This is a genomic window from Nocardia vulneris (assembly GCF_001613425.1).
Classification (GTDB): Bacteria; Actinomycetota; Actinomycetes; order Mycobacteriales; family Mycobacteriaceae; genus Nocardia; species Nocardia vulneris.
The window spans coordinates 20,394-34,822 of the sequence record NZ_BDCI01000053.1 but is presented as its reverse complement, the minus strand read 5'-3'; the positions used below and the strand labels follow the sequence as shown (position 1 = coordinate 34,822).

The 14,429-nt window shown below is 69.2% G+C and carries 13 protein-coding genes; 6 read left to right on the top strand and 7 right to left on the bottom strand.

Going from position 1 to position 14,429, the window contains the following annotated elements; genetic code table 11:
* The first annotated feature begins 243 nt into the window (after positions 1 to 243).
* The gene (locus tag NVU01S_RS40760; protein ID WP_043670634.1) at positions 244 to 1,131 is read left to right on the top strand and encodes a phosphotransferase family protein; all 888 of its coding nucleotides are present in this window, start codon (positions 244 to 246) and stop codon (positions 1,129 to 1,131) included.
* A 3-nt stretch (positions 1,132 to 1,134) separates the two neighbouring features.
* Here the strand turns inward: NVU01S_RS40760 and NVU01S_RS40755 are convergent, their stop codons facing one another.
* The 4 genes from NVU01S_RS40755 to NVU01S_RS40740 form a co-directional block, all read right to left on the bottom strand.
* Positions 1,135 to 1,908, bottom strand: a complete 774-nt coding sequence (locus NVU01S_RS40755) for an SDR family oxidoreductase (protein ID WP_043670637.1) — start codon at positions 1,906 to 1,908, stop codon at positions 1,135 to 1,137.
* Positions 1,909 to 2,038: 130 nt separating this feature from the next.
* Positions 2,039 to 4,036: a glycosyltransferase family 39 protein gene (locus NVU01S_RS40750; protein ID WP_043670640.1), complete on the bottom strand. Its 1,998-nt coding sequence runs from the start codon at positions 4,034 to 4,036 to the stop codon at positions 2,039 to 2,041.
* A complete protein-coding gene (locus NVU01S_RS40745; RefSeq protein WP_244467244.1) occupies positions 4,033 to 5,337 on the bottom strand; it encodes a bifunctional glycosyltransferase family 2/GtrA family protein in 1,305 nt (434 codons plus the stop codon). Before NVU01S_RS40745 ends, NVU01S_RS40750 begins: the two co-directional genes overlap by 4 nt.
* A 106-nt stretch (positions 5,338 to 5,443) precedes the next feature.
* Complete coding sequence (locus tag NVU01S_RS40740) at positions 5,444 to 6,958, bottom strand: MFS transporter (protein ID WP_043670643.1); 1,515 nt, start codon at positions 6,956 to 6,958, stop codon at positions 5,444 to 5,446.
* A 106-nt stretch (positions 6,959 to 7,064) separates the two neighbouring features.
* On the opposite strand from NVU01S_RS40740, the gene NVU01S_RS40735 reads away from it, so the two are divergent.
* Positions 7,065 to 8,099 carry an Lrp/AsnC family transcriptional regulator gene (locus tag NVU01S_RS40735; protein ID WP_043670646.1) on the top strand — a complete coding sequence of 345 codons (1,035 nt, stop codon included), beginning with the start codon at positions 7,065 to 7,067 and terminating at the stop codon, positions 8,097 to 8,099.
* A gap of 204 nt (positions 8,100 to 8,303) precedes the next feature.
* Positions 8,304 to 9,026, top strand: coding sequence for a TetR/AcrR family transcriptional regulator (locus NVU01S_RS40730; protein WP_043670649.1), 723 nt, complete (start codon positions 8,304 to 8,306; stop codon positions 9,024 to 9,026).
* Positions 9,027 to 9,134: 108 nt separating this feature from the next.
* On the opposite strand, the gene thiD is transcribed toward NVU01S_RS40730, so the two are convergent.
* Positions 9,135 to 9,980, bottom strand: coding sequence for a bifunctional hydroxymethylpyrimidine kinase/phosphomethylpyrimidine kinase (gene thiD, locus NVU01S_RS40725; protein WP_043670651.1), 846 nt, complete (start codon positions 9,978 to 9,980; stop codon positions 9,135 to 9,137).
* A 91-nt stretch (positions 9,981 to 10,071) separates the two neighbouring features.
* On the opposite strand from thiD, the gene NVU01S_RS40720 reads away from it, so the two are divergent.
* Positions 10,072 to 11,271: a GTP-binding protein gene (locus tag NVU01S_RS40720; RefSeq protein WP_043670655.1), complete on the top strand. Its 1,200-nt coding sequence runs from the start codon at positions 10,072 to 10,074 to the stop codon at positions 11,269 to 11,271.
* An 81-nt stretch (positions 11,272 to 11,352) separates the two neighbouring features.
* Here the strand turns inward: NVU01S_RS40720 and NVU01S_RS40715 are convergent, their stop codons facing one another.
* Positions 11,353 to 11,976, bottom strand: a complete 624-nt coding sequence (locus tag NVU01S_RS40715; protein ID WP_043670658.1) for an NAD(P)-dependent oxidoreductase — start codon at positions 11,974 to 11,976, stop codon at positions 11,353 to 11,355.
* Between the two features lie 124 nt (positions 11,977 to 12,100).
* The gene (locus tag NVU01S_RS40710; RefSeq protein WP_043670661.1) at positions 12,101 to 13,186 is read right to left on the bottom strand and encodes an epoxide hydrolase family protein; all 1,086 of its coding nucleotides are present in this window, start codon (positions 13,184 to 13,186) and stop codon (positions 12,101 to 12,103) included.
* Positions 13,187 to 13,271: 85 nt separating this feature from the next.
* Between NVU01S_RS40710 and NVU01S_RS40705 the strand changes: the two genes are divergently transcribed.
* Positions 13,272 to 13,916, top strand: coding sequence for a TetR/AcrR family transcriptional regulator (locus NVU01S_RS40705; RefSeq protein ID WP_052280604.1), 645 nt, complete (start codon positions 13,272 to 13,274; stop codon positions 13,914 to 13,916).
* An 85-nt stretch (positions 13,917 to 14,001) separates the two neighbouring features.
* Positions 14,002 to 14,409, top strand: coding sequence for a VOC family protein (locus NVU01S_RS40700; protein ID WP_043670664.1), 408 nt, complete (start codon positions 14,002 to 14,004; stop codon positions 14,407 to 14,409).
* Positions 14,410 to 14,429 lie beyond the last annotated feature (20 nt).

Sequence of the window (14,429 nt, the reverse complement as noted above, 5' to 3'; positions counted from 1 at the left end):
GGCGCTCGGTTCCGTCGTGCGTGCGGCGCGCTGCCGCACGGTAGGTTCACTGCGTTCGTTCACGGCTGCACGGTATTGACTGCGCCGGTGCCTTGTCGACCCCCATAGTCAGGGGCAACGCCGTGTGGTTCACCGGCTTTCGCGGGTCTGTGCGGCCAGGTACCGGGGCGCGCCGGTCGCGGTCGTCGGCGCACCTGAGCTGATCCGCGCGCAACCGTCCTTGCTTGCCTTAGGGTCTGGCGTATGGACAGTGCGGAGTACGGCGGGCTCGAGCAAACCCTCGGTCAGCCGATTGCCGGTAGCGCGCCCGCCGAATGGGGCTTCCAGAACCGTACCGACCTGCTCACCCTGGCCGACGGCGACCGGATGGTCCTGCAGCGCTACCGCGATCCCGACGACGCCGAGCGCAGGTTGCGGATCATGCACACGCTGCTGGAGCCCGCCGCCAAGCGGGGCATCACCATTCCGCGCATCCGCCGCTTCGATCTCGACGCCGATCCCGCCTGGATCGTCTTCGACGCGCTGCCCGGTGTGCCCGTCCCGGCCAGCGCCGCGATCGGTCCGGACAGCGCGCGTTTCCCGGCCATCGCGCGGGAGATGGGCCTGCTGCTCGCGGCCTTCCGCCGCCTGCCCACCGCCGGTCTGCAACTCGACGACCTCTGGGCCACCCCGACCCGGCTCGCCCAGCAGGCGAGCGGCTGGGCCGCCCGGCTCGAACCCGAGCTGTCCGGCTCGCAGCGCGCGAACCTGGACCAGGTGCTGAAGGGCTATCCCGCGCTGTTCGCCGAGCGCCGCACGGTGCTCGCGCACGGGGACTTCACCCCGGTCAATATTCTCACCGACGGCGAAACCATCACGGGCCTGCTCGATTTCGAGTCCGTCCGGCTCGCCGATCCGCTGTTCGATCCCGCGTGGTGGGCCTGGTCGGTCGGTTTCGCGGGCGCCGAGGTGCTGGCGCCCGCCTGGCCCGGATTCCTCGAGGCCGCGAAATTCGACCCTGCCGAACCCGAGCTCGCCGAGCGCGTGCGCGCCCTGCAGATCCTGCGGATGCTCGAATTGCTCACCAGCCAAAGCGATCTCAGTCCGAAGATCCGAGACGCGGTGTACGGCAAGCTGGTCGCCGAGCTGTAGCGCCTACTGCGCCGGGTAGGCGGCGGCGACCCATTCGGCGAAGGTGGGGCCTGCGAGGGTGGCGTGCGCGCCGGCCAGCAGTCCGCCGTTCTCGAAGGTCTCGCGATCCGGGTTGGCCGGGTCGCTGGATTCGATGATCCGAGCGGGCGCGCCGCGCCGCGCGGCGAGCAGCCGGGCCGCGCCCGCCATGGTCTCGGGCTGCGGGCCCGCGATCTCGGGGATCGGCGCACCGGTCGCCGCGGGCGCCGGGGCGACGGCCAGCTCCACCAGTGCTTCGGCGACCGTGCGTGCGGCGACCAGCTGGGTGCGCATGTTCGCGAGGTAGGCGACATCACCCTGCGTGCCCCACTGGGTCATCACCTCGACCAGCTCGTGGAACTGGGCGGCGCGCAGGATCTGCACCGGCAGCGGGCCCGCCGCGAGCGCGCGCTCGTGCGCCAGCTTGGCCGCGTTGTATCCGCCGGTGGCGTTGTCGATGCCGATGATGGAGACCACCACCAGTCGTTCGACGCCGGCCTGCCGGCCCGCCTCGTGCAGGTTTCGCGCTGCGGCGGTGAAGAACTCGGTCGCGATGTCCTGATCCGCCGACGGTGTGCTGGACGCGTCGATGACCACCTGCACGCCGGCCAGCGCCGCGGTCAGCCCCGCCCCGGTCTCGATGTCGACACCGTCTTTCCGGGAGAAGGCCACCACCTCGTGGCCCTGCTCGTTCAGCACGTCCACCACGTGCCGTCCCAGCCGACCCGTCGCCCCGGCCACCGCGATCTTCTTCGTCATCGTTGCACTCCTCTGTGTTCCTGCGCGTTCTGCCGCGTTCACAGAGAGGACGAACCAGCCCGCCCGAGTGTGACATCGCCGGTGGCATGCGCAATCCGCACCGGGCGAGGGCCGGTGCGGATCGAGCGGACTATCGGGTGGCGGTGAGGTCGTACAGGGTTACGCCGTCCACCTCGGTGGCGGTGTAGTTGTCCTTGACCCACTGCGTGATCTGATTGCTGGTGGATTGTCCACCGCCGCCGGGTCCGCCTTCGCGTTCGCCGCGATTGCTGCCGATGAAATAGTGGATCTTCCCTTCTGCCACATACTGTTTGAACTGATCAAGGGTTGGTGAGGGATCGCTGCCGTTGAAGCCGCCGATAGGCATGACGGGTAGCTCGGTGGCGAGCTGGAAGCCTGCCGCGCTGTTGGAGCCGATGGCGGCGGCCGCCCAGGTGTAGGTGCTGCCGTTCTGCGCCAGCAGGGCGACGACCTTGTCGCTGGGTTTGCTCGCACCGAGCAGCCCACCCGCCGGGCCGCCCAGCATTTCGCGGCCCTGACCGGTGGCCGGTGCCGCACCGCCCTGGTGTCCGGGTCCTTGTCCGCCGTCACCGTGCGGCATCCCGCCGCCGGGCATGCCTTCACCCCACGGACCGGGGCCGAACATCCCGAACCGGCCGACATTCGGGCCCGCCGACGGGATCGAGCCCTCGTGCGCCGTCGCGATGGTGTCGACGGCGTACGCGGCCGGCCCGGCCAAACCGGTGAACGCGATGGTGAGCGCGGAGACGACGGCCAGCTTGCGCCGCGCGGGCACGAGCGCGACGAGCGTTGCGAGGATCCCGGCGACGAGCACGGTCCAGCGCAGCCAGGGTTGCCAGTGCGCGCTGCGGGACAACAACATCCACGCCGTCGCGGTGGTCAGCCCGACTGCGAGCGCGAGTGTCAGCCGCACCCACAGCCGCTGCCGTTCCCGCCACAGCAGAACCGCGCCCGTCCCGGCCAGCGCCGCCACGGCGGGCGCGAGTGCCACCGTGTAGTACTGGTGGAAGATCCCGGCCATGAAGCTGAAGGTCAGTCCGGTCGCCAACAGCCAACCGCCCCACAGGATCAGTCCGGCGCGCTGGCGATCGGTCCGGGCGGCCTTGCCGCGCAACAGTATTCCGGCCACGAGGGCGACCAGCGCGGCGGGGATCAGCCACGCGATCTGACCGCCCTGCGCGGGCTCGAACATCCGGGTGATGCCCGGGCTGCCCCACATACCGCCGCCACCGGTCGGCAGGTCGGCGCCACCCATACCGACGCTGCCGCGCTCGTTGCCGTTCAACCTGCCGAGCCCGTTGTAACCGAGGGTGAGTTCGAGAATCGAATTGTTCTGTGACCCACCGATCCACGGCCGCGAACCAGCGGGCCACAGCTCGACGGCCAGTAGCCACCAGCCCGCGGCCGCCACCATGGCGGCCCCGGCGGCCAGCAGTTGCAGCACCCGCTTGCCGAGTTTCGGCGGTCCGGCGATCAGGTAGGTCAGCGCGAGCGGCGGTACCACCAGCAGCACCTGCAACTGCTTGGTGAGAAAACCGAACCCGACGAACACGCCGGTGAGCACCAGCCAGCGCCACCGGCCGTCCTCGACCGCGCGGGTGATCGCCCATGCGGCGGCCACCATCAGGAACACCAGCAGCGCGTCCGGGTTGTTGAACCGGAACATCAGCGCGGCAACGGGAGTCACCGCGAGCACCAGCCCGGCGAGCAGTCCGGCGGCAGGGCCGAACGGCCGGCGCACGGTCGCCCAGACCAGGGCGACGCTCGCCACGCCGAGCAGCACCTCCGGTACCAGAATGCTCCAGCTGTTCAGGCCGAAGGCGCGCACCGACAGCTCCATCAACCACAGCGAGGCGGGTGGTTTGTCCACGGTGATCGAGTTCGCGGCGTCCGAGGAGCCGAAGAAGAACGCTTTCCAGGACACCGAACCGGCTTGTACCGCAGCGGAATAGAACGAGTTGGCCCAGCCGTTGGCGCTCAGGTTGCACAGGTAGGCGATCCCGGTGCCGAGCAGGAGCGCGGCCAAAGCCGGTAATTCCCAGCGATTTCCACGCTGCCGCGCGGGTTGCTCGGGTGCCGCGGTCGGCGGTGCCAGGGTCGCCGTCATCGGGTTCCTCCCTCGGTGCCCAGCACCGTCGCGCCGGGTGCGTCGCTCGTTTCGGGCCGCACTGTCACCGCCGTTCTGGACGTGCTGTCGGGTGTGTTCCGGAAGACCCAGCGCAACCCGACGAAGCGCAGAATGGTCGCCACCAGGTTCGCCACGACGAGCACGAACAACTCCAGGTGCACCGGCGCGTCCGGCGCCCAATGGTGCAGCGTGAACAGTGACCCGCTGGTCAGGGCCAGCCCGATGCCGAAGATCACCAGTCCTTGGAACTGATGTGAGACCACGCCGGTCGACCCGCGCACGCCGAACGTGAACGCCCGGTTGGCGGCCGTGTTCGCGACGGCGGTGATCAGCAGCGCGAGGAAGTTGGCCACCTGCGCGCCGGTAAACGATTGCAGCGCAACGTAAAGCAGGAGATAAGCAAGCGTGCTGAGCACGCCGACGATCGCGAAGCGCACCAGCTGGCCGACCATGCCGAGCGGCACGCCGGGCACCAGTGGCTCGCGTCCCACCGCGCGGCGCAGCTCGTCCATCGGCAGCGCGCCGGTGGCCAGGGCCCGGCCGAGCCGGCCGATGCCGAGCAGATCCTTACGCGCGGTGTCCAGGATGTCGACCCGGCTGTCCGGGTCGTCGATCCAGTCCACCGGCACCTCGTGGATGCGCAGCCCGGCCCGCTCGGCGAGCACCAGCAATTCGGTGTCGAAGAACCATTCACCGTCGCGCACCAGCGGCAGCAGCCGGCGCGCCACCTCGGTGCGCATCGCCTTGAAACCGCACTGGGCGTCCGAAAAGTGTGCTTGCAGTGACGCTTTCAGCAATAGGTTGTAGCAGCGCGAGATGAATTCCCGCTTCGGCCCGCGCACCACCCGCGACGACGCGCTGAGCCGGGTGCCGATCGCCAGATCGGAATGCCCGGTGATCAGCGGCGCGACCAGCGGCAGCAACGCGTTGAGATCGGTGGACAGGTCGACGTCCATGTAGGCGACCACCTGGGCGTCGGAGTGTTCCCATACCGCGCGCAGCGCCCGCCCTCGGCCCTTGGCGTCCAGGTGCACCACCCGCACGCCGTCCAGCTCGTCCGCGAGCAGCCGTGCCACCTCGAGGGTGGCGTCGGTGCTGGCGTTGTCGGCGACCGTGATCCGCGCACTGAAGGGGAACCCCTCGCGCAGATACGCGTGCAGCCTGCGCACACAGACGCCGAGGTCGGTTTCTTCGTTGTAGACCGGGATCACCACATCGAGCACGGGTGTCCCGCTTTTCTCGGCTCTTTCCGCAGCCGCGACGGTCACAGTCTCGGTCATGGTGACCACCCTCGACGGTCACGCTGCCACGGAGCTGGGCCTCAGCTGTGAGGTTGCTGGGGGACCCGCCGGTCCACGCGGCCCCGCTCAGCGGTCTTCCGGTCGATCAGCCGAGCATCGAGGACTCCGCGATCGCGGGGGCCGCGGGCGCACGCCGCCGTAGCAGCGCGAGCGCGAGGACCGCGCCGAGCAACGCGACCGCGCCGCTCACCGCCAGGCTCGCCTGCACGCCCGCCGCGGCCGCGATCCGGATCGCCTCATCGAGGGCCGCCCGCGTCTGCGCGGGTGCCGCTTGCACCAGCAGCGCGGACTGCCCGCCCGCCACCGCCCGCGCGGCGGCCTGCGGCTCCGGTACGCCGTGCGCGGCGAGTACGTTCCCCGCGCGGGCGGTGCACACGCTGCCGAGCGTCGCTATCCCGAAAGTGAAGCCGAGCTGCTGCGCGGTATTGAGCGAGCCGGTCGCCATGCCCGCCCGCTGCCACGGCACCGCCGCCATGGCCGCCGAACTCAGCGTGGCGGTGGCCAACCCGACGCCGAGGCCGACCACCAAGAATCCGGGAAGCACTGCGAACCAACCGGATTCGCCGTCCACCAGCAGCGCGCCGAGGACGCCGCCGGCGCCCGTCGCGCCCAGCCCGCCCGCGATGATCGGACCGCGCCGCTCACCGTGCAGGAACCGGCCGATGCTGCCGGAAACCAGAAAAGCCATGACGGACAACGGAAGTCCGACCGCCCCGGCCTGGATCGCGCTGAGCCCGAGCACCGACTGCAACCAGATCTGGGTGTACATCAACGCGCCGAAAGCGCCGAAAAACAAGGTACCCGCGGCGATCAGCACGCCGAGGAACGAGCGGTCCCGCAGTAGCGCCAGGTCGAGCACGGGTTGCGCCGAGACCCGTTCGACCACCAGGAACACGGCCAGCGCCGCCGCGCCGAGCAGCAGCAAGCCCCAGGTGAGCGGGTCGGACCAGCCGTGCTCACCGGCTCGGATCAGCGCGTAGGTGGCCGCCGCCGCGCTGACGGTGAACGTCGCCAGGCCTGCCAGGTCGACGCGGCCGCGCTGTGCCCGTTCCGGTTCGGCGAGCACCGAGCAGGTGAGCGCGATGGCCACCGCGCTCACCGGCAGGTTGACGAAGAAGATCCACCGCCAGGACGCGAGGTCGGTGAGCAGCCCGCCGACGATCGGCCCGATGGCGCTGGACGCGCCCGCGACCGAACCCCAGACGCCGTAGGCGACGCCTCGGTCCCGGCCGTCGTACGCGTCGTTCAACAGCGCGAAGGTGGTGCACGCCATGGCGGTCGCGCCGACGCCCTGCGCCACGCGCGCCGCCACCAGCACGGCCGGATTCGGCGCGATGCCGCAGACCAGCGAGGCGGCGGCGAAGACGATCGAACCGATCAGGTAGGTGCGCCGGTGCCCGGCAAGGTCGGCGATCGAGCCCGCTCCGAGCATCAGCGCCGCCATCGCGAGGGCGTAGCCGTCGACGACCCATTGCAGTGCGCTGAACGACGCGTCCAGATCGTTTCGGATGTCCGATAGCGCGACGTTCACGATGGTGACGTCGATCAGCAGCATGAAGGTGCCCAGACACACCGTCAGCAGCGGCAGCCATTTCCGCAAAGCCGTTGTCCTCTCTGGGTTTCGGGGGAGGTGAGACGGCGTCGAGTATTCGCAGTGCCACGGTGGCCGGTCGCCTCGTCGCGGCTCGGGCGTAGATTTCCTCCTTGTGGCCGCCCCGCTGGTAGAAAAAAGTGCCCTGCTGGACGAGATGGACGCGCAGATCGTGCACGCGCTCCAGTTCGATCCCCGGATACCGTTCAATCGGCTGGCCGCCGAGCTCGGCGTCGCCGAACAGACCGTCGCCCGCCGCTATCGCCGGTTGCGCCGGGACGGGGTGGTGCGGGTGATCGGGGCCGTCGACCCGCGCGCGCTCGGCGAGAACGACTGGATCATCCGGGTGCGCTGCCGTCCCGACGGCGCCCGGCAGGTGGCGGAGGCGCTGGCGCGCCGCGACGACGCGGCCTGGGTGAGCATCGCCGCGGCGGGCGCTGAAGTGTCGTTCTCCCTGCACCCGCGCAGCGCGCAGGAACGCGACGAACTGCTGGTCCAGCGGCTGCAGCGGTCCGCGCCGGTGCACGACATCTCGGCCGCGATGGTGTTGCACCGATTCGTCGACGCGGACGTGATCGACTGGCGCGGTAGACAATTCGCGCGGAGCGCGGCCGGCGCCGCCGATCCGGAAGACGCCGACGCCGAGCTCCGGTTGCGTGCGGAGGATCTCGCCCTGGTCGAGTTGTTGTCCAGGGACGGGCGCACCGGCTACTCGGCGCTGGCCCGGGCCACCGGCCTGACGACCGGGCGGGTGATGCGCCGGATCGCCGCCTTGCAGGCGGCGCACATTCTCTACTTCGACCTCGATATCGCCCCTGCCGCCCTGGGTCCGAGCCTGTCGGCTTTCCTGTGGTTGCGCGTCGCGCCCGCACGGCTCGACGCCGTCGGCCGCGCCCTCATCGAGCATCCCGAAACCGACTACGCGGCAGCGGTTACCGGGCCGTTCAATCTCTACGCGGTGCTCACCGCGGCGACCGCCGACGACCTGTACCGCTATGTCACGACGAAGATGGCGGCCCTGGACGGCGTGCACAGTTTCGAGCTGACCCCGGTGCTGGAGCGCTGCAAACAGGCGGGCGCCCGGATCACGGCGGGCCTGCTCACCCCACCGGCGCCGGTGCCGCCGCGGAACCGAAGGGCGACAACGTGATTCCGGGCCCAGCCGGTGCAGCGGCCTTTCGACTCCACGTAGGGCAGGTGCGGCGCCAGGCGGAAGGCGCTCGCCCGCGCCGATCGGCATGCGGACGCTGTACGCCACGTCGCCGCCGTACCCGGGCCGTCTCACGGCTCGAGCGAGGTCGACGGCCGGACGATGGCATCGGTACCGCTGGTAGCAGGTAGCATCCGAATCGTGATGCGCAGCGGGCGAAAACTGGACGAGGTGCCGCGCAAGCGCGTCGACGCACGCACGGAGCGGTGGCGCGAACACCGGATGAAGGTGCGCGCGGAGTTCGTGGACGCGGCATTCCGCGCGCTGGACAAGTTCGGCCCAGACGTCAGCATGGGCGATATCGCCAAGGAGGCCGGCGCCGCGAAACCCAAGCTGTACCGGCATTTCGAGGACAAGACCGATCTCTACAACGCGATCGTCGACCGGGTCCGCGACATGCTGTGGGAACAGATCATCGCCAGCTTCGACCTGACCAACGACTCGGCGCGCGAGCTCGTGCGCCGGGGCGCCGCGGAGTATGTGCTCGTGGTGTCGGAGCACCCGAACGTCTTCCGGTTCATGCTGCACAGCCATTTCGCGCAGCAGTCCGACGATTCCGAACGCGCGTTGCAATCGGCCCGGCAGTCGGCCAAGCGCGCCGCCGATCTGTTCGCGGAGCTGCTCGCGGAGAAGTCGGTCGAGGTCGACGGGGTGGAATTGGTCATCTATTCGATCTTCGGCGCGGTCGCCTCGGCCACCGATTGGTGGCTCGGCGCGAATCGGTTGTCGACCCAGGCCATGCCGATCGAAAAGTTCGTCGCCTATCTCGCGGAAACCATTTCCGCGCTGACCGAAGCGAATGCCCGGCTCAACGGCATCACCATCGATGCCGATCTGCCACTGCATCTCGCATTCGCGAGCGAATGAGGTCCGTCGCACCCACGTGAACCACGGTGTTCTCGCTGAACCGCTTCGTCGAGGTCAGCTGCGTTTGCGACACCCTTATTGTCGCAGCACCCACCGACAGGAATGGGTTCAGTCGGAGTGCAGCCGCCAGAGCGGCGACACCGGTCCGTGGCCCGCGCCGAGGTCGTAGGACGCGGCGAGACAGCGGTAGGTCCACTCCTTGGCGAACTCCACGGCCTCGGGCACCGAATAGCCGTTGGCCAGCGCGCAGGCGATCGCGGCTGCCAGGGTGTCGCCGCCGCCGTGATCGTTGCCGGTGCTGATCCGCGGCGCGGTGAACTCCAAGAAGTCGGCGCCGTCGAACAGCAGGTCGGTGCTGTATTCGGACGAGCGCAGGTGCCCGCCCTTCACGATCGCCCACTGCGGGCCCAGCTTGTGCAGCGCCACCGCGGCCTGCCGGGCCGTGGCGTCGTCGGTCACGTCGATGCCGGTGATCAGCCGCACCTCGTCGAGGTTCGGGGTGACCACGGTGGCCAGCGGAATCAGCGTGTTGCGCACGGCGTCCAGCGCTTCCTCGTGCAGCAGCGGATCGCCGTGCATGGAGGCCGCGACCGGATCGACGATCAGCGGAATGCTGCCGTTGCGGCCGATGCCCACTTCGCCGCAGACCGCCGCGACGGCGTCGATGATCGCGGTCGAGGCCAGCATGCCGGTCTTGACCGCGCCGATCCCGATATCGGTGGCCACGGCGCGCACCTGCCCGGCCACGATATGCGGCGGGATCTCGTGGAAGTCGCTGACTCCCACCGAGTTCTGCACGGTCACCGCCGCGACCGCCACGCAGGCGTGCACGCCGCACAGTGCCATGGTGCGGGTATCGGCCTGGATGCCGGCGCCGCCGCCGGAGTCGGTGCCCGCGATGGTGAGCACCCGGACGGGAGTCTCGCCCCCGGGGGTCAGTGGCAACAGCTTCACGAGACAAACCCTACGGCCGCCGGGGCGGGTCGTGGTGACCAACCGTCCACCCGGCCGGGATATGGCAAATGAAAACCATTATCATTAAGCAATGACCACGTCACCGCAGCCCGACCTGCTTCCCGTCACCGTGTTGTCCGGCTTTCTCGGTGCGGGCAAGACCACGCTGCTCAACCACATCCTCGCCAACCGGGAAGGCCGCCGGGTGGCGGTCATCGTCAACGACATGAGCGAGGTCAACATCGATGCGGCCCTCGTCGCCGGGCAGGGGCATATGCGCCGCGCGGCAGAGCCGCTCGACAAGGGGTGGGGGTCGGGTGACGGGTGGGCCCGCACCGAGGAAAAGCTGGTCGAGCTGACCAACGGGTGCATCTGCTGCACCCTGCGCGAGGACCTCATCGAGGCGGTCGGCCGGCTCGCCCGCGAGGGCCGGTTCGATCAGCTCGTCATCGAATCCACGGGCATCTCCGAGCCGATGCCGGTGGCCGCGACCTTCGACTGGGAATTCGAGGACGGTTTCAAGCTCGGCGATATCGCGCGGCTGGACACGATGGTGACCGTGGTCGACGCGTCCACCTTCCTCCCCGAGGTGGCGCGCGGGCAGGCGCTGGCCGACCGGAATCTGCAAGCGGGCGAGGGCGATGCGCGCACCATCGCCGACCTGCTGGTCGATCAGGTGGAATTCGCCGACGTGCTGCTGGTGAACAAGACCGACCTGGTCGGCGACGCCACGGTGGGGCGGGTGGAAGCGACTGTGCGCAAACTCAATCCGCGCGCGCACGTGCTGCGGACGCGCAACGGCGTGGTCGCGCTGGACGAGGTGCTCGGGACCGGCCGCTACAACCCGGTGGTCGCGGCCGAGTCCGACGGCTGGGCGGAGGAACTCGCGGGCGGGCACACACCCGAGACCGAGGAGTACGGCATCCGCAGCCTGACCTATACCGCCGACCGCCCGTTTCATCCGCAGCGGCTCTCCGCGGCGCTCGGCGCGCTGCGGGGATTGTTGCGCAGCAAGGGTTTCTGCTGGATCGCCAGTCGCCCGACGCTGGCGGCCATCTGGTCCCAGGCCGGGCCCAACCTGGTTTTCGAGCCCGCGGCGTGGTGGTCGTCGCTGGAAGTGCCCGCGGGACAGGAGATCGTCTTCATCGGCCTCGACCTGGATCGCGAACGGGTGCGTGCGCTACTGGACGATGCCTTACTCGACGATGCGGAATTCGCTGCGGGACCGGCGGTTTGGGTGAGCTATCCCGATCCGTTCCCGGCCTGGGGCGCAGTGCACGAACACCTGTGAACGACGGCGACCCACGCCCGGTGCGGGGCGTGGGTCGCGGGGCCGGCTGCGGCAGCGGGGCCGCGGCATGGCGGCCGGGCCTCAGTTGGAGATGCCGGGGGCCTGGCGCAGATAGGTGGTGTCGGTGAGCTGCTCGAGCATGAAGGCGGCGATATCGGCCCGGGCGATCTTCAACGTGAGACCGCGTTCGCCGGCCGGGAAGCCGCGCCGGAAACCGCCGGTGCGCGGGCCGTCGGTGAAGGCGCTCGGTCGCACGATGGTCCAGTCCAGGTCGCTGGCCCGCACGTAGGCCTCCTGCTGCACGTGATCGGCGAAGGCCTGGCGCAGCAGCAACCCGAACATGACGTACTTCCAGAGGAAGTTCAGGTTGGCTTTGCTGTCGCCGACACCGAGCGTGGTCTGCACGATCAGCCGCTTCACCCCGGTCCGGTTCATCGCCTCGATCACCGCGCGGGTGCCCTCGGCGCGGATCACACCTTTGCGACCCGCGCCGAGCGAGACCAGCACCGCGTCCTGGCCGGCCACCGCGCGCTGCACCGAATGCGAGTCCAGCACATCGCCTTCCACGATATCGAGGCGCTCGTGCCGCTGCGGGAGGCCGGCCGCGCTCCGGGTGAACGCGGTGACCTGATGTCCCTCGGCGAGTGCCTGCTCGACGACCAGCCGACCGACGGTGCTGGTGGCGCCGAAGACTGCGATTTTCATGGTTTTCTCTTCCTGTCGAAAGCTGTTGTGCTGTTGCTGGATCAAGTACAACAGCGCGCAGCGAGACGAACCATGGCTGGGAATCTCGATGACATAAGAGACAGTCTCAGCGGCACCGATGCGCTCAGCGATACTGCGCGAAGAACTCGGCGATCTCGCTCGACATCAGCTCGGGGGCGACGTGGTGCAGGTAGTGCGTGTACACATCGTGGGTCTTCCAGGACACGATATTGCTGTGATCACGCTCGGCGAAGCGCCGGATGCCGTGGAAATCGCCCTTCGAACCGGACAGCGACAGCGGCACCGTGATCGGCTCGGTGGCGTGCTCGGCCTGCGCCTTCTCGAAGTAGTGCCGGATCGCGGAACCCGCTGTGCCGGTGAGCCAATGGATCGCGATATTGGTGAGCACGAACTCGTCGTCCAGATCCGGGCCGAGCAGCTGGCTGTTCCAGCCGACCAGCCCGGTCGGCGAATCCATCAGCGCGTGCGCCAGCGTCTGCGGCTGCTGGGACTGCAGGATGTTGAACCCCATCTTGTTCTTGGCGAACCAGTCCAGCGTGGCCAGCGACTGCGCCTCGTCCTCGGTGAGGTCGGCCAACTCCGCCGGGTCGCCGGACGGGAACGAGTAGACCTGGGAAACCTGCACGGCGACAACATGTTCCGGGTCGACGCGGGCGAGTTCGGGGGAGATCTGGGCGCCGCCGTCGTTGCCGACCGCGCCGTACTTGTCGTATCCGAGGCGCCGCATCAGCTCGGCCCACGCCTTGGCGATCCTGGTGTCGTGCCAGCCGGCGTCGGTGGTCGGTCCGGAGAACCCGTAGCCCGGCACCGAGGGGATCACCAGATCGAAGCCCGCGGCGGCGAGCGGCTCGATGACGCCGAGGAATTCGACGAACGTGCCCGGCCAGCCATGGCTGAGGATCAGCGGAAAAGCGTTGTCCCGCGGCGACTTCACGTGCAGGAAGTGGATGTTCTGCCCGTCGATCTCCGTGGTGAACTGCGGGTAGGCGTTCAGCTTCGCCTCCACCGCGCGCCAGTCGAACCCGTCGCGCCAGTAGTTCACCAGGTGGCGGACCCGCTCGACGCTCACGCCGTAGGTATCGCCCGAGCCGGGGATCTGGTCGGCCCACCGGGTGCGCGTCAGCCGAGCCTGCAGGTCGTCCAGCTCGGCCTGGTCGATATTGATGCGGAAGGGGGTGATGGCGGTCATCTGATCTCCTAGTGAAACGGAATGCTCTGTTCTGTTTGAATCGTAACAGAACGGATCATTCCGTTTCAAGTGTTATCCTGAAATCATGCCGAAGACATCAGATGCCCCAGCTCAGAAGGGTCTGCCCGGGCGCAAGGCGCAGGCCGCCCGCAACGACGGGATCATCCTGGCGGCCGCGCGGGCGGTGTTCCTGGCCGATGCCAACGCCCCGATCGCGGCCGTCGCCGAACGCGCGGGCGTGGGGATCAGCGCGCTGTATCGCCGCTATCCGAGCAAGGAGGTGCTGTTGCGCACGCTGTGCCACGAGGGCCTGCGCCGGTACAACGTGGAAGCCGATGCGGCGCTGGAAGATCCGGACGGCTGGCGGGCGCTGGTCGGCTTCCTGGAGCGGGTCGTCGACGCCGACGTGCATTCGCTGACCGTGCATCTCGCGGGCACCTTCACCCCGGACGAATCGATGCTGCCCGACGTGGTGCACGCGGGTGAGGTGAACACCGAGCTCGTGCGCCGCGCACACGGCACCGGCAAGCTGCGCCCCGACGTCACCGCCGAGGATCTGGGTCTGGTCCTCGAATCGTGCGCTGCCATCGCGATGCCCGATCCGGCCCGTACCGCGCAGTTGCGCCGCCGGGTGCTCGCCATGCTGATCGCGGGTCTGACTGTCGAGGGCGACCTGCCGGGCCCGCCACCGGCGCCTGGCGAATTCGCCTGGCGCTGGGAACGGCGGTGAACCGCCGCACGAGACCGGTGAGTTCCGCCGCCCGGCCCGGTCTGCACTGGTAGGAATACCGCACCAGGCTGCGAAAGGACCCGCCATGAACTGGACGCTCGAGGTCGTGATCGTCCCCGTTTCGGACGTCGACCGGGCCAAGGAATTCTACGAGCAGAAACTCGGCTTCGTCGTGGACCACGACACGGTGTTCGGCGACGAGATGCGCATGGTGCAGCTCACGCCGCCGGGCTCGGGCTGCTCCATCGTGATCGGCTCGGGCTCCTTCACGACGATGACGCCCGGCTCGCTACAGGGCTTGCAGCTGGTGGTCCCCGATATCCGGAAAGCCCACGCCGAGTTGACCGCTCGCGGCGTGGCGGTCGGCGAGGTCCAGGTGCTCGGCGAGAACCCGCGGCCGATGCCCGACCCGCTCGACAATGTCGGTTTCGTGTTCTTCACCGACCCCGACGGCAACGGCTGGGCCGTGCAGCAGATCTCCAGCCGCGCGTGAACCCTGGCCGCGCCTGAACC

Bases quoted from the DNA above. Each gene is read 5' to 3' on its own strand.
- NVU01S_RS40760 (WP_043670634.1), top strand. From the start codon at position 244: ATGGACAGTGCGGAGTACGGCGGGCTCGAGCAAACCCTCGGTCAGCCG.
- NVU01S_RS40755 (WP_043670637.1), bottom strand. From the start codon at position 1,908: ATGACGAAGAAGATCGCGGTGGCCGGGGCGACGGGTCGGCTGGGACGG.
- NVU01S_RS40750 (WP_043670640.1), bottom strand. From the start codon at position 4,036: ATGACGGCGACCCTGGCACCGCCGACCGCGGCACCCGAGCAACCCGCG.
- NVU01S_RS40745 (WP_244467244.1), bottom strand. From the start codon at position 5,337: ATGACCGAGACTGTGACCGTCGCGGCTGCGGAAAGAGCCGAGAAAAGC.
- NVU01S_RS40730 (WP_043670649.1), top strand. From the start codon at position 8,304: ATGCGCAGCGGGCGAAAACTGGACGAGGTGCCGCGCAAGCGCGTCGAC.
- NVU01S_RS40720 (WP_043670655.1), top strand. From the start codon at position 10,072: ATGACCACGTCACCGCAGCCCGACCTGCTTCCCGTCACCGTGTTGTCC.
- NVU01S_RS40715 (WP_043670658.1), bottom strand. From the start codon at position 11,976: ATGAAAATCGCAGTCTTCGGCGCCACCAGCACCGTCGGTCGGCTGGTC.
- NVU01S_RS40710 (WP_043670661.1), bottom strand. From the start codon at position 13,186: ATGACCGCCATCACCCCCTTCCGCATCAATATCGACCAGGCCGAGCTG.
- NVU01S_RS40705 (WP_052280604.1), top strand. From the start codon at position 13,272: ATGCCGAAGACATCAGATGCCCCAGCTCAGAAGGGTCTGCCCGGGCGC.
- NVU01S_RS40700 (WP_043670664.1), top strand. From the start codon at position 14,002: ATGAACTGGACGCTCGAGGTCGTGATCGTCCCCGTTTCGGACGTCGAC.